20 protein-coding genes and 1 tRNA gene are annotated in these 22,974 nt (G+C 65.5%); 8 read left to right on the top strand and 13 right to left on the bottom strand.

Going from position 1 to position 22,974, the window contains the following annotated elements:
* Window positions 1-9 precede the first annotated feature (9 nt).
* From ACOGJC_RS08210 to ACOGJC_RS08190, 5 genes are read right to left on the bottom strand one after another with little or no spacing between them, the layout of a single operon-like run.
* Window positions 10-1,434 (bottom strand): hypothetical protein, encoded by a 1,425-nt coding sequence (locus ACOGJC_RS08210; protein ID WP_419848014.1) that lies wholly within the window; start codon window positions 1,432-1,434, stop codon window positions 10-12.
* 28 nt (window positions 1,435-1,462) lie between these two features.
* Complete coding sequence (locus ACOGJC_RS08205) at window positions 1,463-1,717, bottom strand: hypothetical protein (protein ID WP_419848013.1); 255 nt, start codon at window positions 1,715-1,717, stop codon at window positions 1,463-1,465.
* Window positions 1,714-3,009: an acyl-CoA dehydrogenase family protein gene (locus ACOGJC_RS08200; RefSeq protein WP_419848012.1), complete on the bottom strand. Its 1,296-nt coding sequence runs from the start codon at window positions 3,007-3,009 to the stop codon at window positions 1,714-1,716. The genes ACOGJC_RS08205 and ACOGJC_RS08200 overlap by 4 nt, the downstream gene beginning before the upstream one ends.
* A gap of 9 nt (window positions 3,010-3,018) precedes the next feature.
* Window positions 3,019-4,293, bottom strand: a complete 1,275-nt coding sequence (locus ACOGJC_RS08195; RefSeq protein WP_419848011.1) for a hypothetical protein — start codon at window positions 4,291-4,293, stop codon at window positions 3,019-3,021.
* 1 nt (window position 4,294) lies between these two features.
* Window positions 4,295-5,062 (bottom strand): hypothetical protein, encoded by a 768-nt coding sequence (locus ACOGJC_RS08190; RefSeq protein ID WP_419848010.1) that lies wholly within the window; start codon window positions 5,060-5,062, stop codon window positions 4,295-4,297.
* 373 nt (window positions 5,063-5,435) lie between these two features.
* Between ACOGJC_RS08190 and ACOGJC_RS08185 the strand changes: the two genes are divergently transcribed.
* Window positions 5,436-6,731: an FG-GAP repeat domain-containing protein gene (locus ACOGJC_RS08185; protein WP_419848009.1), complete on the top strand. Its 1,296-nt coding sequence runs from the start codon at window positions 5,436-5,438 to the stop codon at window positions 6,729-6,731.
* Here the strand turns inward: ACOGJC_RS08185 and ACOGJC_RS08180 are convergent.
* A complete protein-coding gene (locus tag ACOGJC_RS08180; RefSeq protein WP_419848008.1) occupies window positions 6,718-7,932 on the bottom strand; it encodes an FAD-dependent oxidoreductase in 1,215 nt (404 codons plus the stop codon). The genes ACOGJC_RS08185 and ACOGJC_RS08180 overlap by 14 nt on opposite strands.
* A gap of 6 nt (window positions 7,933-7,938) precedes the next feature.
* Complete coding sequence (locus ACOGJC_RS08175) at window positions 7,939-8,685, bottom strand: arylmalonate decarboxylase (protein WP_419848007.1); 747 nt, start codon at window positions 8,683-8,685, stop codon at window positions 7,939-7,941.
* Window positions 8,686-8,810: 125 nt separating this feature from the next.
* Between ACOGJC_RS08175 and ACOGJC_RS08170 the strand changes: the two genes are divergently transcribed.
* From ACOGJC_RS08170 to ACOGJC_RS08160, 3 genes are all read left to right on the top strand, one after another.
* Window positions 8,811-8,884: transfer RNA gene (locus ACOGJC_RS08170), tRNA-Gly, on the top strand.
* A 2-nt stretch (window positions 8,885-8,886) separates the two neighbouring features.
* Window positions 8,887-9,693, top strand: coding sequence for a sugar phosphate isomerase/epimerase family protein (locus ACOGJC_RS08165; RefSeq protein WP_419848006.1), 807 nt, complete (start codon window positions 8,887-8,889; stop codon window positions 9,691-9,693).
* 41 nt (window positions 9,694-9,734) lie between these two features.
* Window positions 9,735-10,562: an EamA family transporter gene (locus ACOGJC_RS08160; RefSeq protein WP_419848005.1), complete on the top strand. Its 828-nt coding sequence runs from the start codon at window positions 9,735-9,737 to the stop codon at window positions 10,560-10,562.
* Window positions 10,563-10,721: 159 nt separating this feature from the next.
* Here the strand turns inward: ACOGJC_RS08160 and manB are convergent, their stop codons facing one another.
* Both manB and ACOGJC_RS08150 read right to left on the bottom strand, forming a co-directional pair.
* Complete coding sequence (manB, locus tag ACOGJC_RS08155; protein ID WP_419848004.1) at window positions 10,722-12,065, bottom strand: phosphomannomutase/phosphoglucomutase; 1,344 nt, start codon at window positions 12,063-12,065, stop codon at window positions 10,722-10,724.
* 44 nt (window positions 12,066-12,109) lie between these two features.
* Entirely contained in the window at window positions 12,110-12,937 is an 828-nt protein-coding gene (locus ACOGJC_RS08150) for an enoyl-CoA hydratase (protein ID WP_419848003.1), read from the bottom strand.
* Window positions 12,938-13,077: 140 nt separating this feature from the next.
* Here ACOGJC_RS08150 and ACOGJC_RS08145 point away from each other — a divergent pair, with 140 nt between their 5' ends.
* The gene (locus ACOGJC_RS08145; RefSeq protein ID WP_419848002.1) at window positions 13,078-13,365 is read left to right on the top strand and encodes a hypothetical protein; all 288 of its coding nucleotides are present in this window, start codon (window positions 13,078-13,080) and stop codon (window positions 13,363-13,365) included.
* Window positions 13,366-13,377: 12 nt separating this feature from the next.
* Here ACOGJC_RS08145 and ACOGJC_RS08140 read toward each other — a convergent pair whose 3' ends face one another.
* Window positions 13,378-16,038: a hypothetical protein gene (locus ACOGJC_RS08140; RefSeq protein WP_419848001.1), complete on the bottom strand. Its 2,661-nt coding sequence runs from the start codon at window positions 16,036-16,038 to the stop codon at window positions 13,378-13,380.
* On the bottom strand, window positions 16,035-17,033 hold the full coding sequence (locus ACOGJC_RS08135) for a hydroxyacid dehydrogenase (protein WP_419848000.1): 999 nt from the start codon (window positions 17,031-17,033) through the stop codon (window positions 16,035-16,037). The genes ACOGJC_RS08140 and ACOGJC_RS08135 overlap by 4 nt, the downstream gene beginning before the upstream one ends.
* Window positions 17,034-17,095: 62 nt before the next feature.
* Between ACOGJC_RS08135 and ACOGJC_RS08130 the strand changes: the two genes are divergently transcribed.
* Together ACOGJC_RS08130 and ACOGJC_RS08125 are read left to right on the top strand one after the other, a co-directional pair.
* Entirely contained in the window at window positions 17,096-17,947 is an 852-nt protein-coding gene (locus ACOGJC_RS08130) for an SDR family oxidoreductase (protein WP_419847999.1), read from the top strand.
* Window positions 17,948-17,960: 13 nt separating this feature from the next.
* The gene (locus ACOGJC_RS08125; RefSeq protein WP_419847998.1) at window positions 17,961-18,800 is read left to right on the top strand and encodes an acyl-CoA thioesterase; all 840 of its coding nucleotides are present in this window, start codon (window positions 17,961-17,963) and stop codon (window positions 18,798-18,800) included.
* A gap of 17 nt (window positions 18,801-18,817) precedes the next feature.
* On the opposite strand, the gene ACOGJC_RS08120 is transcribed toward ACOGJC_RS08125, so the two are convergent.
* Window positions 18,818-20,269: an aldehyde dehydrogenase family protein gene (locus tag ACOGJC_RS08120; protein ID WP_419847997.1), complete on the bottom strand. Its 1,452-nt coding sequence runs from the start codon at window positions 20,267-20,269 to the stop codon at window positions 18,818-18,820.
* Window positions 20,270-20,273: 4 nt separating this feature from the next.
* A complete protein-coding gene (locus tag ACOGJC_RS08115) occupies window positions 20,274-21,158 on the bottom strand; it encodes a fumarylacetoacetate hydrolase family protein (RefSeq protein ID WP_419847996.1) in 885 nt (294 codons plus the stop codon).
* Between the two features lie 192 nt (window positions 21,159-21,350).
* Here ACOGJC_RS08115 and ACOGJC_RS08110 point away from each other — a divergent pair, with 192 nt between their 5' ends.
* Window positions 21,351-22,964 (top strand): amidohydrolase, encoded by a 1,614-nt coding sequence (locus ACOGJC_RS08110; RefSeq protein ID WP_419847995.1) that lies wholly within the window; start codon window positions 21,351-21,353, stop codon window positions 22,962-22,964.
* Window positions 22,965-22,974: the final 10 nt, after the last annotated feature.

The raw sequence follows: 22,974 nt of genomic DNA, 5'->3' as shown, positions 1-22,974 counted from the left end.
GGCGGCCGATTACCCGTCGAAGTCCACCGGGTCGCCGGTAAGCGCCATGCACTCGCAGTCGGAGTCGAACCGGAAGCGCCGGTAGAGATCGCCTCCTGCGTAGCTTCCCTCGGTGAACTCCACCCCGTAGACCGACGCAGCCTCAAACGAGTCGCCCAGGGCCCACAGAGCGTCGGTGACCCCCTGCGCGCTCACCTCGGCCATGTGCGGGGTGGCGGCCTTCAGCAGGCGCAGCACGTCGCAGTACATGAGCCCGGTGCGGATGTTGGCCCGCTCGGTGAACTCCAAACCGGCCCCGGCAAAGATGTCGGCGCACTCCTGTTCGGCCTCGCTGGCCGGGAACGGGTACTGGTCGTCGTTCACGTCGTAGCCGGGCAGCACGCTGATGCCGCTGGCCCCCGGCATCATCTCCGGGTAGTTGAACACGTTGAACTCGGGGGCATCGTGGCTGGTCACGGCGTAGGCGGGGGCGTAATTCTGGGTGATGCTGGTGTCGATGAACCACGACACCAGCCGAGATCCGCCGATGGCCACCACCTTGTCCACCCCCGCTTCCTTGAAGTTGATGATGGCCTGGAGCTGATCGTTATTGAACGACGTGCCGTCGGTGGGGTCGATGGTGTTGTACGAGGCCACCTCCACCCCGGCGGCGGCCAGCCGGGGGGCGAACTGCTCGTCGTACACCCGCTGGCTCAACTCGGAGTCGATGGCGATGATCCCCAGCGTGCCCCCTTCGAACCAGCCGTCCTCGATGAGCCCCGTGGCCAGGCCGCCCACCAGGTCGTCATAGGAAGGGAGCATCGGTGACCAGTAGTAGGGGGCCAATTCCTCGAACCCCGCGTTGTCCACCGGATACAGCGTGGCATCGAACATGAGGGTGTTGGCGTTGCGATAGCAGGGTCGGGCGTTCTCCTGGAACTGGCCGGTCATCACCACTGCGAAGGCCTTGTCGTCCTGGGTGATGGCGTTGCACAGGGCTTCCTCTGATATCGGGCTGTCGGTGATGGCGTTGAACACGGTGACCTTGGCCTCGACTTGGCGGCCAGCGATGCCGCCGGTGGCATTGAAATGATCGATGAGCGCTGCCACTTGGGCCTCGCGGTCGCCCTCATCCGGGGTCTCCCAGCCGAAGGCAGCGGCCACCGCCGAGGTGTCGGTGATGATGAACGAGATGGTGATCGTGTCATCGGAGACGCCGGGGGTGTCCGGTCCGGCGGGGACCAGGCCGCCGGTGGTGTCCTCGGGCTCGGGGGCCGGCGCTTCTGGTTCGTCGGGTGTATCGGGAGCGGCGGCTGTGGTCGGGGCCGCGGTCGGGGCCGCGGGGGCCTCGTCGGCTTCCTGTGAGCAGGCCGCGGCCACCAGTACGGTCACCATCAGCAGTCCCAGCGCCCGAGAAGGGAGCGATGAAGAGCGGCGATTGGTGAAAGAGATCATCGGACACACCTTTTCATAGGGCTGAAGTTCATAGTCGGGCAGAACGGGTCGTGTCGGCGGCCCGGACCGCCGAGCGGTAGGCCGAGCGCCGGCGGTTGAATGCGTCCAGCGTGAAGTAGGCCACCAGAGCGAGCAGGGCGATCACCAAGCCGGTCTGCCCCCAGCGACCGACGTCCAGCCACAGATCCCCCACAATGTGCAGGAACTCGTCGTTCATCCCCGTCAGATACAAGAACGCCCCCATCCCGGGGAAGAACCAGGGGAGCTTCCGCAACGGATTCATGAGGCGCCCCTGGTGGTGCCGAACTGGTCGCCTTCTTTGCCGAACACCAGATACGAGGCTGCCTCCAGGCGGCCCCGCTCGGCGGGGAATCCCTGCACTAGCCCCATCGAGAGGTCGCGCAAGCCCCGGGAGACTGCGCCCGTCATCCCGGTGTTGCCGGTGCCGCACGCCTTGAGGGCCTGCACTGCGGCCTGGAAGCAGTTGTCGGCGATCTCCCCCTTGGCGATCCGCCAGTTGGCCACCACATCGTCTTTGGGGATGATCTCGGGATCGGCCGTTTCCAGCAGGATCTGGCGGCGGGCCCACAGGTAGGCCGTGTCGAGGTGGGCCCGCATTTTGCCGATGAGCTGCCGGTGCAGGTCGCTGCCGCCGATGGGCTCGTCGGTGCCGTGGTAAGTGGTGGTGGTCAAAAAGCGCAGCGCGAAGTCGTACACCGCCTGCGCCGCGCCGATGTACACCGACGACAGGGCCACCTGATTGCCGACGAAGCTGCCCCGGCTCACCTGGGTCATCTTGACAAATGTTCCCGGCACGGTGAGCGCATTCTCATCGGGCACGAAGGCGTTTTCCAGCACGATGCCATGGGTGGCGGTGGCCCGCATGCCGATGGCGTCCCACTTGGCCCGCTCGCTCACCCCTGGTGTGTCCCGGGGAATCAGGAACACCGCCAAGAACTCGGCGGTGTCGCCGGTGTCGAGCTTGGCCGTCACCAGGTAGTCGTCGGCCACTCCGGTGGCGCAGCCGAACGACTTGACCCCGTTCAACAGCCATCCGCCATCGGTGCGCGACGCCTCGGTGGCGATGGTTACTGCGGCGTTCTTGGACCGCACCGACTCGCTGGCGAAATTGGCCACCCATCGGCCCTCTTCCCCCATGCGGCGCAGCACCTTCTCGCCGAACGCCCGCACGATGGGCACCTCGTCGTCGGCGAACAACCCGGCCTCAATGGCGGCCAAAGGCAGCAGGCCCCGAGACGAGCCGCTGCACTGGAAGAAGTAGGCCAGCGAAGTCGATGGGCAGGCGGTGGCCATGGCGAAGGTGGCCGCGGCCAGATCGCGCAGCCCGCCGCCCAACCCTCCAAAGGCGGTGGGAACGGTGAGTCCCAACAGGCCCGCCTCGGAGATGGTGCGGACGTGCTCGAGGGGGAACTCGCCCGTGCGGTCGGCCTCCACCGCCTGCTCCGCCAGCGCGGGCAGTACCTGGTCGACCCGAGAGGCCCGCTCGCGCTCGTCGTCGGTCATGTCCTCCACCAGCAACTCGCCGGTTGCCCGGCCGGTGGCCTCAGCTGCCACTGCCTGCTCTCATTCTCGGGCGGCCAGCAGGCCGAACATCAGGTCGGCCTCTCCGGCGTTGGTTCCTTCGAACGAGCCGAACGTGTGCCCGCTCCACACAACCCACCCGTCGGTGGCCACGTCCAGACCGGTGGCGTCATCCACGCCATCAGTGCCGAATTGCTGCACCTCGACCAGATTGCCATCGAGGTCCAGCCACACCAGCACCGCGTCCCGCTCGCCCCGCGAGCTGCTATCGCCCGCGAGGTCACCGATAACGCTCCCGGTGACCACGATGTGGTCTCCGGCTTGGCGGACTTCGAATGCCGAATCGGTTCCTGCGGTGCCTCCCTGCCAGCGCCATTTCTCGTTCCCGTCGGCATCCAGCGACACCACGATCATGTCCCGCTCACCGGCGTTGTCGGCGGCGAACGACCCCTCGGTCGAGCCGGCCAACAGCACCCCTCCGTCAGGGCCCAAGCCCACTCCCTGGGTCCAGTCGAGGGCCGAGGTGCCGAGCTGGGCGGCCCAGGTCACGTTGCCGTCGGGCCGGAGATGCACCACAAACGCGTCCTTGTCCCCGGCGTTGGCTCCGCCGAGATCACCCTCGGTGTAACCGGTGAAATAGAGCCCGCCATCGGGGGCCAGCGCCGAGCCTTGGCCCCAGTCGGTGGCGTCGGTTCCTACATGGCGGATCCACTGCTGGTTGCCGTCGGAGTCGAACTTGGCGGCATAGCCATCAAATCCCCCAAGGTCGGTGGCGGGGTCGAGGGTCCCGGCGGAGTAGCCGGTTATGTAGGCACCGCCGTCGAAAGCGGTTACGTCGAATCCCCGATCCCAGGCCGGACCGCCGAACTGCCTGCGCCACAGCTCGTTGCCGTCGGCGTCGTATCGGGCCAGCCAGACATCGGCCGATCCCTGATTGGGCGAGGCGAAGTCGCCCTCGGTGAAGCCGCCGACGTAGATGGTGCCGTCGGGGGCCACCGACACCCCCAGCGGGGAATCGTTCTTGGGCCCGCCGGTCTGGCGCGACCAGCGCAACTGGCCGTCGGGCGAATACCGGGCCAGATACACGTCCCGATGGCCCTGGTTTTGGCCGTCCAGGCCCCCCTCGGTGATGGCGGCCAGCACGACATCACCGTTTGGCGCCGCCGACACCCCGTAAGAGGTATCGGCCTGCTCAGTGCCGACTTGGATGCTCCAATCGCTCAGGGCGGCGGATTCCGGTTCGGAGTCGCCACCGCAGGCCACCGCGGCAACGGCCGCGATCCCGGCAACGGCGAGAGCCGCCCTGAGGCTGATCACATCAGGCCGCGGCGCGACCGCTCCTGCGCTGGCGCATCCACAGCGCCAACAGGGCGAGCACCACGACCACGATGATCACTGGAAGCAGCCACACCCACACTGAGCTTCCCCCGTCGTCGTCATCAGCGGCCGGTGCCGCGACCGCGGGGGCCTCGGTGGGCTCTGGCTCCGGCTCGGGCTCCGGGGCAGCGGCTGCCTCGGTCGGCTCCGGCTCGGGTTCGGGTGTCGGCTCCGGCTCAGGAGCCTCGGTCGGCTCCGGTGTCGGCTCGGGCTCAGGAGCCTCGGTCGGTTCGGGTTCGGGGGCCTCGGTGGGCTCTGGCTCCGGCTCGGCGGCACTGGCGGCGGCAAAGGTGATTGGCACGCCGGCATAGTTGGCATTGCCCCCGATTCCGTCGCCGGCCACAATGAAGCACGAGTTGTTCTCGTCGCACCGTCCCGGCACCACTGCCACCGGATAGTCGTAGGTTGCGGTGCCGTCGTCGCCGATGGTCACTATGTGCATGCCGTAGTTGCTCAGCTCGCAATCGGCCGGTCCAACTGCTGGGAAGTTGAAGCAGGTGACAATGGTGGCGGTATTGCCCGGAAGCCAACTGGTGAGCGTTACGGTGACGACCTCGCCGTCTTCGATGTCCTCGCTCTTGGAGAGCTCCATGGTCTCTCCGTTGTGCCCCAAACCGTGGTCGGCAACTGCCGCCGGGGCAACCAACAGACCGACAAGAGTGATGGCGACACCAGCAATCAGCAGGCGCCGAATAGTGCGATCCAACATGTGTTCCCCCTCCTAGTGCCCCTTGAGCGGCAGTGGATTTCTTGGCATTTCGAATTGCGAAACGGTCTTGCGGGCAAGTGTGTCATTGCCCGCAACGACGGACTTAGGCTAGAACGAAACAGTGTTCCGGTCAACGAAACACGCAGTGGTCGCATCGGCAATCGCATTTGTCCTGCTCATTTCGGGCTGCGGCGGCGGTAGTCCGCAACAAGCGGCCCCTGTAAGTCCGCCGCCAACTGCTCCAACGGCAGCGGCCTCGCCTGTCCCAACGGCCTCGACACCGCCCACGGCACCGGCCGAACCCATTTCCGAAGAGGCTGTCTCGGCAGACGACGAAAGCCCGGCCGAGCCCGCCCCGGCCGAACCTGCCCCCATGGATGACGACCCGGTGCCCCGGGATGCCGAGGGCAACATCATCCCCCCCGACATAGAACCAACCACGGCCGCAGACCAGCGGTTCTCAATCACGGTGGTCGAAGACTTCGCCGACGGTCCCGCGGGCGCCGAGGCGGCCGACATGGACGGCGATGGCGACCTCGACCTGGTGGTCAACTCCTTCGGCTGGCGGGGCATCAACCCCACCCCGGTGCAATTCCCGCCCGGTTCCCTCACCATTTACTGGAACGGGGGCCGCGGATTGGGCGACTGGACTCCGCAGCCCCTGATCACTCGGGAGCACGGTATCTACTTCCCCAACGAGGCCCTGCCCCATGACATCGACGGCGATGGCGACCTCGATCTGTTGGTGAGCGGCGGCTTCTTCGTGTGCGAGTTCAACCCGGCGGTGGGCCCCTGCGGTGCGCTGTTCTGGCTGGAGAACTCCGAGGGCGATTGGGTTCGCCGGGACATCGTCCCCAGTGGGTCGCCGCACTTCTACCACAGGGCCGAGTTTGTCGACATCGACCATGACGGCATTGACGATCTCATCACCGTGGCTGAGCTGCTCGACGACGCCGAAGCGCAGTGGTTCAAGGGCACCGAGGAGTCCATCCGCTTCGACCCGACACCGATGGTCATCGGCCGCGGCGGTGGAAGCCTCCCGGTGGCCCACGACGTGGACGGCGATGGCGATCTGGACTTGGCCAGCGGCCAGTACTTCCTAGAGGGCCAGTCCTACGTGTGGTTCGAGAACATCGAGCCGCCGTCAGACGCCCGCCCGGAAGGAGTCTGGGAGCGCCACGACATCACCGACTCGCAGGGTCGCACCATCCAACTCTCGGTGATTCCCAACCTGTTCGGCGAGGGGACCGAGGGCTGGGTGGGTTCCAACCACGTGCCCACTCCCGAATCCCCCGATGACCACGAGGCCGGGATCTACATCATGGAGCCGCCGACCGACCCCCGGCTGCCCTGGGGTCAGAGGATGATCAGCCACGGCATCGAGTCGCGCCCCACCGTCGGGGCCGCATTCCAGGCCGCTCCCGGGGTCTTCTCATGGGGAGACGTGGACAACGACGGCGACATCGACCTCACTGTCTCCGGGGACGGCGACGACCGGGTGTTCTGGTTCGAGCAGACAACTCCGGGCCAGTTTGTGCAGCATGTGCTGGCCGAATCGTTCGCTCAGGCGGCTGGAGGAACGGTGGCCGACTTGGACGGCGATGGCGACAACGAGGTGGTCTTCACCAGCTATGAGACCCACGAGGTGCTGATCTTCAGCCTGTCGTGATCGCGCCGGCTTCCTCGAGTTCGGCCCGCATGGCGGCCACGGCGTTGATCATGCTGGCCTGGAGCATGTAGGCCCGGGCCGCCTCAGGGTCGGCGGCTCGGGCGGCCATCTGGTCGAGGGCCCGCTGGCGAGCGGCCCCATCGGGGGCGGCCAGGCTCTCGGCGTTCTCATGAGTGTGCCGCCTCACGTATTCGATGGCCAGCGTCTGCCGCAGTTCCGCGTGGTGAGCAAGACGATCAGCCTCCATGTCCCCCCGCAGCACTGAGGCCAGCGAAGCCCCCAGCAGCACCGCATCGTGGATGCCGCCGTTCATGCCCATGCCCCCCAGGGGATTGTTGATATGGGCGGCATCGCCCATCAGCACCACCCGGCCGACGAGAAAGCGGTCGGCCACCCGCTGATGGACCCGGTAAATGGTCCGATGGGCTACTTCGTAGGGCACATCGCGAGCCACTATCCCCTGGAGCCGTCGCTGGGTGCTCTCGTCGTTGAGCGCCTCAGCATCGGTCTCGTTGTCGCCAACGGGAAACAGCGCCCGCCAGAGATCCCGGGTTCGAAGCAGCACCAGCCACTCATCGGGATCGGAGATGTAGTTGACGTAGGCCAAATCGTCGAGGTGGTCGGCCATCTCGAAGGGGGTGGACAGCACCAAGTAGCGGTCTTCATAGGTCATGCCGTCAAACCCCAAGTCCAGCGATTTGCGCACCGCGCTGGCCGCGCCGTCGGCGGCCACCACCGCGTCGGCGGCCAAGGTCTCACCAGAGGCCAACTGGGCCGAAGCGGTATCGCCATGATCGACGGCACCCACCACCTCGGCATCGAATCGCACGGTGACGTTGGCCATCAAGCGGAACCGTTCGAGCATGATCTCGCACAGCTTGAACTGCTCGCACTGAAGCCGGAACGGATGGTCGGTCACGTCGGCCAGCGCACCGAGGTCAAACTCGGCTACCACCCCCTGGCGGCGGTCCCGATAGGCGAATCGAGGGGCGATCAAGCCTCGGCCGATCATCTGGTCGACCACGCCAAAGCGGTCGAGCAGATCCAGGGTGGCGGGGTGGAAGGTGGATGCCCGCAGTTCCCGAGACAGCTCGGGGGCAGCCTCCAGCAGCGTCACATCAACGCCGCCCGAGGCCAGCACCGCCGTGGCCACACACCCGACCGGTCCGGCGCCGACGACGATGACGTGGGGCGGCGGCACGAGCGGCTAGAACTCGCGCAGCATCATCCCGTGGCCCACGAACTGGTCGTTGATGTCCAGCGTGCGCAGGGCGTGCCACAGGCAGATGGCGTTGATGGCCAGTACCGGCTTGCCCAGCCAGCGCTCGGCCTGGTCGGCCACCTCGACCATCGACAAGTTGGTGCCGCACTGGACGATGGTGTCGATATCGTCGCCATCGAGGTCTTTGAGCACCCCCACCAGGGTCTCAGGAGTCACGTCGGCGATGGACGTGGCCGAATCGCAGCGCAGGCCGTGGACCCGCTTCACCTCGTAGCCGCACTCCGTGAAGTACCCGTACACCTGCTCGTCGGCCGCGGGCTGGTAGGGCGTCAGGCAGGCGATGCGCGATACACCGAGGCGCTCCAAGGCGGCGTTGCAGGCCGCTGCACCCGATGTGATGCCGATGCCACCAGCGATCTCTGTCACCCGGGCCTGGAAGGCGGCATTGCCCTCCTTGCCCCCCCAGAATGTCTCAGCCGACATCCCCATCAGCAGGTGGTCGGGCTTGCATGTCATGAGGTCTCGCACCGCGGTGGGAATGGTCTGGCGAATCAGGTCCAGGAAATGGAGAAAAGCCTCGTCGCTGCTCAAGTCCGGGGCCTCCACCAAGAAGCGCCCACTGTGGAACGTGACCCCCGGAGGCCGCACCCGGGTGAAGTCGTGCTCGACAACCGTGTTGGTCGACGGCACAATGACCCCGATCTTGGCCCGGTAGCCGACAACATCAGGCATAGGCATCCCTCTCGTCTCGCACTATTGCGGAATGATGTTCCGCTCTAAGGAACACTAGTGGCCGCCGGTCGGCCTGCAATTGTCGATCTGATTTGTTCGGCCACTTGGCTATAGTTCAGGCACCCGCGGGTGTAGTTCAGTGGTAGAACCCCAGCTTCCCAAGCTGATGACGCGAGTTCGATTCTCGTCACCCGCTCCACAATGAGCAGCGACCTCGGACAGATCTATCTGGGCACAGTGGCTATCGAGCCGAATCGCTGGGGTTTGGCCGAACCCGGCGGGCATCCGCTGACCAAGGTGTCCGAGTGGCTGCCGACCATCGCTGACGCCGGGTTCGACGGCCTGGAGCTATGGGAACGCCATGCCCGGTCGGTGCCCGAAGACGAATTCGAGGCGCTGCTGGCTTCGGAGATCCCCATCAGAATCCTGAGTTGCTACACCAGTTGGGACGAGCCCGACGACGCCGACCGAGCTGAGACTGCGGCGTGGATTGAGCGGGTGGGGGCACAGGGCGTCAAGTTCAACGTGGGCAGCGACCCAGAATCCATCGCCGACTACACCGAGCGGCTCCGGCGCTTCGAGGCCGAGGTGCCTTATGGTGCCCGGCTGCTGTGCGAATGCCACTTCGGAACGGTGGCCGAGGATCCAAACGTGGCCCGCGACATGTTCGACTCCATTGCCGACGCCGACCGCTTGGGGGCCATTGTCCACGTTCATCCCATGGCCCGAGACGAGTGGTCGGAGCCGTTGGGTGTGCTCGGAGATCGGGTACGCCACGTTCACGTCCAGGTGGCGGAGGTTCCCCAACCCACCAGCGCCGCCGAATTGAGCGAAGTGCTCCGGCCAGCCGCCGAAGCCATAAGCACCGCCTCCCCTGAAGCCACCTGGACCATCGAGTTCTCCCACGGCATGTGGGGATTCGGCCGCGACAACGCCGAGTTCGACAACCCCGCCTACATCCTCCAATCCGCCCACCGCGACCTGGAAGCCCTGCGAGCCGCGCTCTAACCCCCGCCAATTCGCAGACGGACCACTAGCGTGCGGGGGGCATGCCGGTGCTTCTTGGTGCTCTGGCGTCGGTCATGATCGGCGTTTCCGACTACTTCGGGCGGTATTCCAGTCGACGCGCTCACGCCATGACCACGGTGGGCACCGCGCTGGTGGGCGGACTGGGCATCACGATGGTGCTGTTGGCGTTAGTGCCCAGCGCCATCACCGCCGCCGACCTGCTGCTGGGGGCGGCTTCCGGGGTGGTCATCGCCATTGCCCTGTCGTGCATGTGGCACAGCTTGGCCGTGTCCTCGTCGGCCATCGCGTCGCCCATCGTGGCCGCATTCACCGCATTGGGGCCGCTGACCTACGGACTGGCCACCGGCGAGCGACCCACTTTGGCGGCCAACATTGGCATCGGGGTGGCCGTGGCCGGCCTGCTGGTGGCGGTGATCGTGCCCCAGACTGTGACAAACGTCGGTGCAGGCATTGCCTATGCCGTGCTGGGCGGCCTGGCGTTCACGGCGACAATCGTGCTGCTAGACCGCACCAGCGTGGATAGCGGCATGTGGCCCGCCGCCACCCAGCGGGCGGCCGCCCTGGCGTTCATGCTTATGATCACCCGGACCCGGCGCATCCCCCAGATCGTGCCCCGGTCCCTGCGCCTGGCCGCCCTGGCCGGGGGCATCGCCGGCGGCTTGGGCATGGCGTCGTTCATCGCCGGAGTGCAGCGCGGCCCGGTGGGTGAGGTATCGGTGGCGGGATCGCTCTACCCAGTGGTCACCATCGCACTGGCGGTGGTTTTCGACGACGACACCCTGAGGTGGTGGCAGGCCGTCGGCATTGCCGCCGTGCTGGTGGGCACCACCCTGATCACCGTTGGGTGAGCTGGCCTTCCCAGAACGGCAAATGCCGCGTCGGGCGAGGTTCGGCTTGAGCGTCTAAATTGCTACAACAGCCGGGGAGAGGAGGACGGGAGGGGGGCATTCCTCTCCCCGGCTGTGCATTTCATTAAACCGGGGTGTGGGCGCAATGCGGCGCGAGATTCAAGCGATAAAGGCTTGGACTTCTGACACCCTGTGCTGCACTTCTTCGGGGGTGGGGGCCTCGAGGTTCAGCCGTAGCAGAGGCTCGGTGTTGGAGGGGCGCAGGTTGAACCACCAGTCGCCCAGGTCCACAGTGAGCCCGTCGAGCCGGTCTTGGCTGGCACTCGGATAGGCGGCCGCCACTCGCTCGATCACCCTGCCCGTATCTTCTACCGCGGTGTTGAGCTCGCCCGATGCGGCGTATCGGTTGAGGTCCGACACCAGATCAGACAGGCCCGCCGGGTGATGGCTGAGTGCTTCCAGCACCATCAGGGCGGCAATCAGCCCGCTGTCGGCCCGATAGTTGTCTCGGAAGTAGTAGTGGCCCGAGTGCTCTCCTCCGAATATGGCGCCGGTATCGGCCATGGCCTGTTTGATGATGGAGTGGCCCACCTTGGTTCGCACCGCGGTACCGCCACCTTCGGCGATCACTTCGGGCACCGTTTTGGAGCAGATCAAATTGTGGATGATGGTGGCACCGGGGTCCCGCTCCAAGATCGTACGGGCGATGATGGCGGTGGTGAGCGAGCCCGACACTGGCCGGGAGTTCTCGTCCACCAGGAACATGCGGTCGGCGTCGCCGTCGAAGGCCATCCCAACGTGTGCGTTCAGTTCCAGCACCCTGCCTTGGAGGTCTCGTAGATTCTCCGGCTGGAGGGGGTCGGCCGGGTGGTTGGGAAAGGTGCCGTCCAGTTCGGGATACAGGTGGTCGAGTACCAAGGGCAGCCCTTCGAACACTGCGGGCACCACCAGGCCACCCATGCCATTGGCGGTGTCGGCCACTACCAGCAGCGGAGCCAGTGCTTGGGTGTCTACAAACGAACGGACGTGGGCGACGTAGTCGCTCAGCATGTCGCGGCTGGTGTGGGTTCCCCTGGCCGCGGCGGGATCGGGACCGGCGATGGCCATGGATTTGATGGCCTGTAGCCCGGTGTCGGCGCCGATTGGCGCGGCGCCCGGGCCGCACATCTTGATCCCGTTGTAGCCGGCAGGATTGTGGGAGGCGGTGAACACCGCACCGGGCAGGTCGAGGCTTCCCGACGCGTAGTAGAGCATGTCGGTGGCGCACAGCCCCACGTCCACCACGTTGACGCCGTGGTCCATCGCGCCGTCGCCGAAGACGGCGGCAAATTCTTCGCTCTCGGGGCGCATGTCCCGCCCGACCAGCACCGTTCCCGCCCCGGTTGAGGCGGCGAATCGGGCGAAGGCCCCGCCGATGGCCCGGACCCCGTCGACGTCGATTTGGTCGCCCACGGTGCCCCGAACGTCGTAGGCCTTGAAAATGGCGTCGTAGTCGGTGGCCATGCCGGGCCGGCTAGTGGTCGGGGCGGTTCTGCGGCATCAGGCGGCTACTGCTTCTTCAGGTTCTGCTTCATCTCGTCGAGCTGCATCAAGATGGGATAGCCGCTGACGCTGATGGCGTTGCCGTGGCCGGTGTGGTGGACGTCGAACACCGACTGGAGGGCGGTGTAGTAGCCCTGCACATCGAGAGTCTGGTTCACCGCCCGCTTGGCCTGGGCCAAGCCGAAGGCGTTGTTCGTGGCGATCTGGGCGGCCAGCTCGTGGGTGCGCTCCCAAAGCTGGTCGCGGGGGACTATCTCTCGGGCCAAGCCGATTTGGACAGCTTCCTCGGCCCCCAATGTGCGCTGGGAGAACAGCAGGTCCTTGGCCCGGCGAGCCCCTAGCTCCCAGGTGTGGCCGTGGTACTCCACACCGCCGATGGCCATCAGCACCACCGGGTCGGAGAACTCCACGTCGTCGGCCACCACCAGCAGATCGAGCGGCCAGATCAGGTTCAGAGCCCCGGCAATGGCCTTGCCCTGGATGGCCCCGATGGTGGGCTTGGGGATGTTGCGCCAGTGCCAGGAGTAGCCCAAATACTTGCGGGCCTCCCAGCGGTAGATCTTGTTCAGCTGCCAGCTGCCGTCGGTCTCGGCCAGCGACACGGCGTCGGGATCGGGGGCGCCGCCGCCCAGATCGTGGCCAGCGGAGAAGTGCCTGCCCTCGCCCCGCAGCACGATCACCTTCACGTCGTCGTCGTATTCGGCGGCCAAGAAGTGGTGGTGCAGCTCATCGAGCATTCGCTCGTTCTGGGCGTTGGCCTTCTCGGGCCGGGTCAACGTGATGGTTGCCACCGCGTCAGCAGTCTCGTAATCGACGTATCTGTACTCGCTCATAAGGTGTCCTTCTTCGGGGCTCGAATGGTGGTTGATTCAGTGGGTAACTGCCTGTATCGTCCTCAGTGCAGTCGGAACCGGCACCGCCCCAGAGCATAAAGGGTTCCCCTCTGAATCCAAGAGACGACGAAGGGAACCCAATGGCAGTAACCGAAATCGAGCGCACGGAGTTGGCCAACCGGCTGGTAATGGCCATCGGCAAGGAGGCCACCGAGACGCTCATGAACTGCATCATCCCCGAGGGGCGAGACCAACTGGCCACCAAGGACGACCTCCGAGTGCTCAGCGCGGAGCTGCGGGGCAAGATGGCCGAGCTGCGGGGCGATGTGGACTCGGCGCTGGCCCGGCAGACCCGCCTCATCATGACGACCATGGTGGGCTTCATGCTCACCATCTGGATCACGCTGCTGGTGCCCGCCATCGTTTGACAGGCAAGACCCTCAAGCTTTGCTGAGGGCGGCGGCTTCGAGCACCGCCAGGGTTTGCTCGGCGATAGGGCCCCATTCAAACGTCGGGCGAAGGTCGATCAGGGCTTGGCGGGAGCGGTCCAAGTCCTCGGGGCTGAGATTGTCGAGGCAGCGGGTGAGGTCTTCGACGGTGTCTCCGTAGCGGATGTCGGCGCCGGCGAAGGTCTCGTCGAAGAAGTCCCAGTTGCTGGTGACGGCGGGCACGCCAGCTCCGATGCAGTCGAAGGCGGTGCCGGTGGTGAGCATTCCGGAGGGGGCGAACGGGAGGATCACCGCGTCGAAGGCCTTCATGCGCCGCAGGTACTGGTTGAAATCGAGTTGGCCGAACTCGGCGATGATCCGGGGATCGTCGGGAACGGCTACCGATAGGTCGACTCGGATGACCAATTGGATGTCGTCCCGGGCGCATGCCGCCACTGCGTCGACCACCAGTTGCAGGTCTTTCTCCACCCGGGGGGAACCGATGACCGCCATCCGCAGCCCGCACGGCGCCCAGCCCTCACCCAACTCCACGAATTCTCGGTTGATGTTGGCCACCGTCTCGTACTCACGGCCCCAGTGCCCGTGGGGGATCACGTGGTGGTTGGTGTGGTCGCCGTAGTCGTAGGTGGCCAGAGCTATCTCGCGGCCTACTTCGCTGTGGTGGATGACCGCGTCGGCCGCCTCGGCCCACAGTTGGTAGCTGGCCGCCGCTTCGTCGGTCTTGAAGTAGTGGGGGAGAAGATTGTGCTGGGTCCACACGATGGCGGTGTTGGTGGCCTTCAGTTGCCCGAGCACTTCGGCGGTGCGCTCGGGGTTGACGCCTGACCACCATTCGGGCCAGGCCATATGCAGCACGTCGACATCTCGCAGCCTTCGCACCAGTTTGTCGTCGGGGATGCCCGCGCCGGTGGCCACCACCCGATCGGCCAGCGGGTCGTACAGCGACCGGTCGTAGGGGTGGCCGTGGATGGTGCTGGCCACCCGCAGACGGGGAGTGACCTTCCAGGTGTAATCCGCTGACTCCGCTGGTTGGATCTCAGCCTGATACACCCGAGGCAGTTCACCCCAGAAGCTGCGCCACTCGGCGAGCCCCGTGGTGTCGATGGCCTGAATTCGACTGGTATCCATCTCCACGTCAATCGGCTGAGAGGCGGATTCGGCAATCGACAGGGTAAGCGGGCCCGGTAGGCCGTCGGGATCGTCGAAGCGGAGTTGTTCGGACACGACCAGCGAACGGCCCTCCACCCGGTAGGTCGCCGTCCGGGCGCCCGTGATCACCGCGTCGCTGCTTCCGGCCGGTGCCCAGCCACTGTGTTCGATGGTGACGGCCCCCGGTGTGTGTTCCACCGAGATGGGCAGACCAGCCGGCATGAGCGGCGCATCGCTGGTACCAGCCGCCTCGTCTCGGGCTCGCGGGGTTATCACCGGAAGCATCACCGGATGGCCTGAGGTGGGCTGCTCCAACAGTCCCGGGCCCCGCGGCGAGGGGGCATAGTCGGCGGAGAAGCCGAAAACGGTGGGCAGGGCAAACGACAGCGCCTTTGAGCGATACGACCAAACCGTGGCCTGCTCGGAATCGTCAAATCGGATGAACCGCTCGGCAGGCAGGAAGGCGTCGGTGGACGGAGCGCTGACCACCTCTGGTCTGCGCCGCAGCTCAAGGGCGGACAGCAGGAGCTTTCCGTAGATGTCCAAGGTCATCTGAAGCCGTCGGGCCGGACCTCGGTAGAACATTGTGGCCCGGTTTTGGTGGGCGGCGATGACGCCGCTGGGGAACCACTCCAGCAGATCGTCGAGCGTGGTGTCGGCCCGAGCCAGCCAGCGGTCTTGGGGGGCGTTCAGATCGCGTCCCGTTGCGATGGCGGCCAGCTCGATGGTGATGGCCATGCCCAGCGCGCCGATGGAGCGCCCCCACACGATGCTCCCGCCGGGCAAGGCGACTTCGTCCAAGTCGACCAGCACCTTCGACAGCCCGCTCGCCCACTCCGGCCCAAGCTCGTCGACCAGCGGCTCGGCGAACAGGTACATGTCAGGGGTGTAGATGTCGTAGTGGACCCACGCGCCCATCCCGTCGTTGAGCCAGCCCGTGGGGCTGGTGAACATCGAACGCACCCGGTCGAGCAAGCCGGGAAGCTCGGCAGGCTCGTCGTCGCCCCGGAGGCGAGCCAGAGCCCGCAGGCACCGGGTGGCCACCACCGCGAAATTCGGAGGGATAGCATCGGTGTCGTTGAGCCGGGCGATGATCTCCTTGGACTGCACGGCGTCAAGCACGGTGTCATGCAGTTCGGCGGGCAGCGCATCCAGGCCACCGAGCCGCAAAACCGTCTCCCCCACCCGATAGCTGTAGAACCCCTCGATAGCGGCGGGGTTGAGCGAGGCGATCAGTGTCGGGATTCGGCTTTGCAGGTCGCAGCCGGCGACCTTGTCGACCCCGCATTCGATGAGCAGTCCCAGCACATACATGAGGTCGGCGGTGGTGTCGTCGAGTACCGCGTGACCGGCATATAGGCCGGGCAATTCAAGACCAGGGGCGGTCGACTGCTCGAACTCGGTCATCTTCTGGGTTGTCGCCGCCACCAAGCGGTCGGCCAGTGCCCCGGCGGTGGTTGCCTCAGCCAGAGGATGCTCGGGAAAGCGGAGGTCCATGCTCATGCCATCGTGGCCAATCGGTCGCGGGTCACTTCGTTGAGGGCCGGTTCGCCAGCGGACCACCGGCGAATCTCCTCGATGGCGTAGGTGGTCATGCGGGCCAGCTCGGAACCCTGGCTGCCGGCCAAGTGGGGGCTGATCCACACGTTGGGCAACTCCAGAAGCGGGCTGTCTTCGGGCAGTGGCTCAGGGTCGGTCACATCCAAGATGGCATAGAGCCGCCCCGACGTCAGATGGGGCAGCAGCGTCTCGTGGTCGATGAGCGGGCCCCGGGCGGTATTGATCACCGTGGCCCCGTCGGGGAGAGCCGAGAGTTGTGCGGCGCCAATCATGTGCATGGTCTCGGGCAGGGCGGGCGCGTGAATGGACAGCACGTCCGCGCCCGCGCAAAGTTCATCCAGCTCAAGCTTTTGCACTCCGATCGAGGCCGCCTCTTCGTGGGTCACGAAGGGGTCGTACAGCGTCACCGAAAGGTGGGGGAATGTCCGCAGCAGCTCGATCACCCGGCGACCGATCAGCGATGCCCCCACGATGCCGACGGTGCGGCCGTAATTGCCCCACTGGCGGTCGCCCATAGCCGACATGGCCGAGAAGTCCGTCGGGCCCCGGCGCCACAGAACGCCCTTGTTGGCGAACAAGATGGCGGCCAGGGTGAACTCGGCCACCGGCTCTGCGTTGGCGTTGGCCCCGCTGGTCACCCGGATGCCGCGATCCCACACCCCGTCGGTGAGGGTCATCTTGACCGTTCCCGCGGCGTAGGCGAACAAGCCGAGCCGGGGTGCCCGATCCAGCATGGCGGCGTCCAGCGGCGGGCACCCCCAGTGGCCGACGATCACCTCAGCCTCGGCCAGCACAGAGGCGGCTTCATCGTCCCAGGCCCCGATCGGCTCGGCATTCAACAGAGTCCCCAATGCCCGCAGCCGTTGGAGATCGGCATCGCCGAACAGATCCATGCCCGGCCAGTGGGCGATAGCGATGTTGGGTTGCCCTCTGCTCATTGTCAGAAGTCTCCCAATATCGGCTAGACCATTCATAAGTAAGACCGAAAAGGGGAGAGGCTATGGCAGATCTGGTCAGCTACGAGGGCAAGCGGGTGCTGGTGGTGGGCGGTGCCACCGGGATGGGGGCGGCGGCGGCTCAGAAGGCAGCTGCGCTGGGTGGACACACCATTGTGCTGGACATCGCCGACGTGACCTATGAGTGCGGGCAGTACATCAACGTCAACCTGGGCGATCAGGCCAGCGTGGACGCGGCCATCGAGGCCATCGAAGCCCCGGTGCATACCGTGCTGGCCTGTGCGGGCGTGGCCGACGGCACCGGCAATCTCATGCTGATCAACTTCACCTCCCAGCGCCATCTCATCGAAGCGCTGATCAAGGGCGGCAAGCTGGGCCGGGGCGGCTCGGTGAGCTTTATCTCCTCAGCGGCCGGGTTGGGCTGGATGAGCAACCTGGAGCAGGTGCAGGACTTTCTGTCCACCCCCGACTGGGACACCGCTGCGGCGTGGATCGACGAGAACGAGGGCACCGACAGCTACATGTTCTCCAAGCAGGCCATCAACGGGTATGTGGCCGCCCAGGCGTTCCCTTTCCTGCAAAGGGGCATCCGCATCAACTCCATCATGCCCGGACCCACCGACACCCCCTTGGCCCGGGCCAACGCCGACCTATGGCTCGGATTCGGGGCCAGCTATCGGGAGGCCGCCGATGTGCCCACCTTGGTTCCCGAGCAGATGGGCGACACTCTGCTGTTCTTGAGCAGCGACGCGGCCAGCGGCATCAACGGGATCAACCTGCTGGTGGACCAGGGCCACACCAACGCCTCGCTGGTGGACGCCTGGGACGACCCGTTCGTGAAGGTCATGGCCGGCATGATGGACTTCGACCCGGCCATGTTCGGGATGGACGAGTGAGCCCGCTCTTCTAATGGGCGGCGAATTGCCTGACATCTTGGAGCTCACCGAAGTCGGTGAGCGTCGCTACCACGTCTTCCAGCCGGCGGAGTCGGCCGAGGGGCGCGATGTGGTGTTCAGCGGCCAGCTCATGGCCCAGATGATGATGGCATCGGATCGGGAAGCGGGCAGCGCCAAGGACATCCGCTCCGTGCACGCCATCTTCGCCAGGGCTGGCACCTACACCCTGCCCATCGAGGTGGACGTGGACTCCATGCAGGCCGGGCGCACCTGGGCCAGCGATGCGGTCACCGCCACCCAGGGGGGCAAGCTGCTCAGCCGGGCGCTGATCTTGATGAGCACAGTGGACGACGACTTGATGCGCCACGAGCCGGCCATGCCCGATGTGCCCGGTCCCGACGGGTTGGATCCCGGATTCGCCTTCATCTTCCCCGGCGCCGAGTGGCGGCCGGTGCCCGGCGAACCGGAGATCGACGGCGTGCCGGTGGAGCGGGCCTGGCACCGCTTCGAGCCGGGGGTGGAATCGCAGGCGGCCAACCAGGGCATCGCCGGATGGGCCACCTGCGGCAACATCATCGGGTTGGCCATGCGCCCCCATCGAGACACCATTCGAATTGAGGACGCCCACCGCACCCTGTCCACCGGCGTGATTGCTCACACCCTCCACTTCTTGGATCGCCTAGACGTGTCGCAGTGGCTGCTCATACAGATGTCGGCCACCAAGGCGGCCAACGGCCGGGTCTACGGCCAAGGCGAGGTGTTCACCGCCGAAGGCCAGTTAGTGGCCACCTTCCAGCAAGACTCCATGGCCAAAGCCGCTTCCGCTCCCATGGACCCCTCCCGCTCGATGTAGCGGGGATTACTCAGCAATCACTCGGTTGAGTCGTCGAGGATCATCAGGGTCTTGAGATCGCTGTGGAAGTCGAGGGCGTAGTCGCCTCCTTCCCGGCCTATGCCAGAGATGCCGCAGCCGCCGAACGGGGCGGTGAGGTCGCGCACCAAGAAGGTGTTGACCCACACCAAGCCAGCCCGCACGGCTGTGCCCACCCGCTCGGCCCGGGCCTGGGAGGATGTCCAGATCTGAGCGGAGAGGCCATAGTCGGTGCTGTTGGCCAGGGCGATGGCCTCGGCCTCGTCGGCGAAGGTTTGGAGGGTGAGCACCGGGCCGAAGATCTCCTGCTGCACTACCTCGCTTTGGTTGGATGCCGGTTCGATGAGCGTCGGCTCGAAGTGGAGGCTGCCTTCAATCGGTTGGCCGCCCCGCACGATGGCGTCACCCGCGGCGCGGGCCCGCTCCACAAATCCGTGGACCCGGTGACGGTGATCGGGGTGGGCCAGCGGCGCGATGTCGGTGGCCGGATCACGGGGATCGCCCAGCACCAGTGCATCGGCGTGATGATGGAATCGCTCGAGGAACTCGTCTCGGACCTCAGCGTCCACTAGCAGCCGGGTGCCGGCCAGGCACACCTGCCCGGAATCATCGAACTGCCAGGCGGCCCGGTGGGCGGCGGCGTCTAGGTCGGCGTCGGCGAACACTATGAACGGGCCTTTGCCACCCAGCTCCGCGGTGAACGGGACGATGTTGGCCGCCGCTGCTCGTCCGATATGGCGGGCGGTCTCGGGCGATCCGGTAAACGTGATGCGCCGCACTCGGGGGTCGGCTACCAGCGCGGCGCCCACTTCCTCGCCGATGCCCTGGACGAGGTTGTAGGCGCCGGGCGGGAAGCCAGCCTCCAGGGTGAGCTCGGCCAGCAGAGCGGCCGACAGCGGCGACCACTCGGCTGGTTTGTGGATGACGCTGTTGCCCGCAGCCAATGCGGGGGCCAGCTTCCAGGTGCTGAGCATGAAGGGCGCATTCCAAGGGGTGATAACCACCGCCGCCCCAGCGGGCATGCGCTGCACTTGGTTGCGCATGCTCTTGGCATCCCAGGTGCGGTTCTCGTGCTCGGTGATCAGGTCGGCATAGGTGCGGAAGTTGAGCGCGCCCCGGGCCACCAGCCGCTGCTTCATCGACTCATAGAGAAAGCCCATGTCCTGGGTCTCGACCAGGGCAATGTCGTCGTTGTGGGCCTCAATCAGGTCGGCTAGACGATGCAGCACGTCGGCCCGCTCTTCGACGCTGAAGGCACCCCACGCCTGGAAACCTTCGACGGCGGCGTCCACCGCGGCGGCGGCGGTTGCCTCATCGCCTCGGGCGATATCGGCCAGGTGCTCCCAGCCCATCGGCGACCGAGTCTCGAACCGCTGAGGTGAGGAGACCCACGAGCCCCCGATCAGATGGTCGGTCGGTACCGAAACGCCGCCGACATCCTGGCGGGTCACGGAGTTATTCCTCCTCGACGGTGGACTCGTAGTGCTGGGCACCGGGACCTCGGGGGGCGCGGATGCCCCGGAATTCCCAATCCCCGCCCTTGGCGGTGGACTGCACTTCCTCGGAGTCGGACGGTTGTGCGCCCACATCGTCTCGAATGGGAGTGGGGCCGGACACGATGGTGTTGGTCAATGCCCCCAAGCCCTCGACCTCCACCGTGACCACGTCGCCGGGCACCACCGGCCGGGAGTAGGCGGGAGTTCCCGACAGCAGGATGTCGCCGGGCACCAGCGTGATGGTGCGGGCGATGTCGGCCACGATGTAGTGCATGTCCCATTCCATCTCGTCGGTGGTGGCGTCTTGCTTCACTTCGCCGTTCACGATGGTCTGGATGCGCTTGCCCCGGAAGTCCCACCCGGTGACCAGGCCAGGGCCTACCGGGCACAAGGTGTCGCTGCCCTTCACCCGGAGCATCGACCCCGCATCGGTATCCCGGAAGTCGTGGAGGCCGTAGTCGTTGGCCACGCTGTAGCCGGCGATATAGTCCCTCGCCTCGGTAGGCGACACGTTGCGGCAGGTCTTGCCGATCACAATGGCGATCTCGCCCTCGTAGTTCAGCCACTGGCATCCCTCAGGGCGCACCACGTCGCTCTTATGCCCGGTTAGCGCGGTGATGGGCTTGTGAAAGTAGGTGGGCGCCGGGGGCAGCTTGGTCATGAACTCCTCAACCCGGCTGCGGTAGTTCAGATGGATGCAGATGATCTTGGTGGGCGACACCGGTGCCAGATGGACGGCTTCGTCGATGGCCACCGACCGGCCGTCGGCGGAAACCAGCCGATCACCAACGCGTTCGACATGGCACGGGTAACCCTCAAGGAGGATGCGGCGATATTCAGTCACAATTGGAAATCTACCGGTAGCGGCTGAGTGCCTAGAAGGTCGAATTCACCAAAAAAATCGGCAGATCTGCCGATAGGCAGAGCATTTTGAATTTGGTTGACTCGAAATGTGCACCCCCTCGGCAGGGCGCCCGACCTAGTTCTTCGGCAGGGCCAAGTCGTTACCGCTTGCGGTGATGTCGTGGTCGAAGCCATGGCAGTTCGCAGAAACCGTATCTGTGCCGTCGGCAGTAACGACTATGTCTCCTCTCTGGTCGGGGCTCAGACCCAGGTCGTGGAACTGGGCGGGCGCACTGTCGTCCCGGGGATAAACGACTCTCACGTGCACTTGGGCTTTCTTGGCGCGGTCCGTCCGCCACTTTCGGTCGATGTTGGATTTCCCGCGGTTTGTTCAAAATCAGAGATCGCGGATGCCGTTCGGACCGCGCCTCGGGCCAATGGTTGGGTAAGGGGTATCGGATGGGATGTCGGATATCTCGATGACGCCGACGAGCAGCACCTACCGAATCGAGAGGATCTCGATTCAATCAGCCCTGATTTTCCCGTCGCACTACGCGACTTCTCCGGGCACCAGTTGTGGGTGAACAGCTTGGCGCTGAAGATGGCGGGAATCGACGAAAAAACCCCGGATCCAAGCGACGGTGTGATCGTTAGGGATAGCAGCGGGCACCCAACAGGAATCCTCCGGGAGTCTGCGACCTCACTGGTTGCCGAGATCATGCCGCACTTGACGGATTTCCAATTGGACCAGGCACTGGACACTGCTCAGGCCATCATGCACGCTGAGGGAATCACCTCGGTGACCGATGCGGCGCTCGGCCCAGGGGGCAATTCATTCGAGGGGGGCGCCGCTGGCGAGCGAATTCTTCAGCGGCTGGCGGCTCGAGCCGGGCCCGAGGACTTCGCCCTTCGGACGACAGTGCTGCTTGCGTTCAGTCCGGTAACGACCTCCAGTCTGCGAAACGTCGAAGAGCACCTCCACACGTTTGTGCCGCCACCCGACAAAGAGGGGTGGTTTCGCATCGCCGGCATCAAGCTATTCGCCGATGGAGTACCTCCAAACAAGACTGCTTGGCTTAGCCAGCAGTACACGGGCGGCGGCTGCGGCTGTCTGACAATTGATGGGGAGAACGACGAGCAGCGGCTATCGGACCTCGACGCCATGGTCGACCTCGCTCACCGGGCAGGCCACCAAATCGGCGTTCACGTGACAGGGGATCGAGCCATCGACGCAATAATCCATTCTCTGGTCAAGGCCCAGAACAGCTATCCCCGACCCGACCCACGCCACTATCTCATCCACGCAGATCTTGCCAGCCCCGGAGCGCTGAGCTTGCTAGCCCAGCACAGCTTCGGCGCCAGCATGCAGCCGGCCATCAAATGGACCATCGCTGACTTGATGCGCCAGATGCTCGGCAAAGAGAGGGGCGACTACCAGTGGCCGATGCGCTCCGCGCTAGATGCGGGCGTGCTAGTGACATCGAGCTCGGACGCGCCCATCACCTATCCCAGCTGGCGCCAAGGAGTGGCATCTGCGGTCCTTCGCGAATCAAAGGCCACGGGAGTTGTACACGGCCCAGAGGAGCGAATTACAGCCCTTGAAGCCATCCGGACTTTTACCGTGAATGGAGCTTGGCAGGACAGGGCTGAGGAATGGAAAGGCACGCTTCAGCCGGGAAAGGTCGCTGACTACTGCATCCTCGACGGGCGCATTATCGACACGGATCCGCGAGAGATCGCTGAGATACCGATCGCTGCGACAGCCATAGACGGCCGAGTCGCATTTGGTGCCCTTCCCGATGCCTGACAAATCCAAC

Source organism: Candidatus Poriferisocius sp. (assembly GCF_965204015.1).
Lineage (GTDB): Bacteria > Actinomycetota > Acidimicrobiia > Acidimicrobiales > Bin134 > Poriferisocius.
Note: the sequence above shows the minus strand (reverse complement) of the source record. Positions and strands in the feature narration are given on the sequence as shown.

Coding starts and splice junctions, on each gene's coding strand:
- ACOGJC_RS08210 (WP_419848014.1), bottom strand. CDS start 1,434: ATGATCTCTTTCACCAATCGCCGCTCTTCATCGCTCCCTTCTCGGGCG.
- ACOGJC_RS08205 (WP_419848013.1), bottom strand. CDS start 1,717: ATGAATCCGTTGCGGAAGCTCCCCTGGTTCTTCCCCGGGATGGGGGCG.
- ACOGJC_RS08190 (WP_419848010.1), bottom strand. CDS start 5,062: ATGTTGGATCGCACTATTCGGCGCCTGCTGATTGCTGGTGTCGCCATC.
- ACOGJC_RS08185 (WP_419848009.1), top strand. CDS start 5,436: ATGGATGACGACCCGGTGCCCCGGGATGCCGAGGGCAACATCATCCCC.
- ACOGJC_RS08175 (WP_419848007.1), bottom strand. CDS start 8,685: ATGCCTGATGTTGTCGGCTACCGGGCCAAGATCGGGGTCATTGTGCCG.
- ACOGJC_RS08165 (WP_419848006.1), top strand. CDS start 8,887: ATGAGCAGCGACCTCGGACAGATCTATCTGGGCACAGTGGCTATCGAG.
- ACOGJC_RS08160 (WP_419848005.1), top strand. CDS start 9,735: ATGCCGGTGCTTCTTGGTGCTCTGGCGTCGGTCATGATCGGCGTTTCC.
- manB (WP_419848004.1), bottom strand. CDS start 12,065: ATGGCCACCGACTACGACGCCATTTTCAAGGCCTACGACGTTCGGGGC.
- ACOGJC_RS08150 (WP_419848003.1), bottom strand. CDS start 12,937: ATGAGCGAGTACAGATACGTCGATTACGAGACTGCTGACGCGGTGGCA.
- ACOGJC_RS08145 (WP_419848002.1), top strand. CDS start 13,078: ATGGCAGTAACCGAAATCGAGCGCACGGAGTTGGCCAACCGGCTGGTA.
- ACOGJC_RS08140 (WP_419848001.1), bottom strand. CDS start 16,038: ATGAGCATGGACCTCCGCTTTCCCGAGCATCCTCTGGCTGAGGCAACC.
- ACOGJC_RS08135 (WP_419848000.1), bottom strand. CDS start 17,033: ATGAGCAGAGGGCAACCCAACATCGCTATCGCCCACTGGCCGGGCATG.
- ACOGJC_RS08130 (WP_419847999.1), top strand. CDS start 17,096: ATGGCAGATCTGGTCAGCTACGAGGGCAAGCGGGTGCTGGTGGTGGGC.
- ACOGJC_RS08125 (WP_419847998.1), top strand. CDS start 17,961: ATGGGCGGCGAATTGCCTGACATCTTGGAGCTCACCGAAGTCGGTGAG.
- ACOGJC_RS08110 (WP_419847995.1), top strand. CDS start 21,351: ATGGCAGTTCGCAGAAACCGTATCTGTGCCGTCGGCAGTAACGACTAT.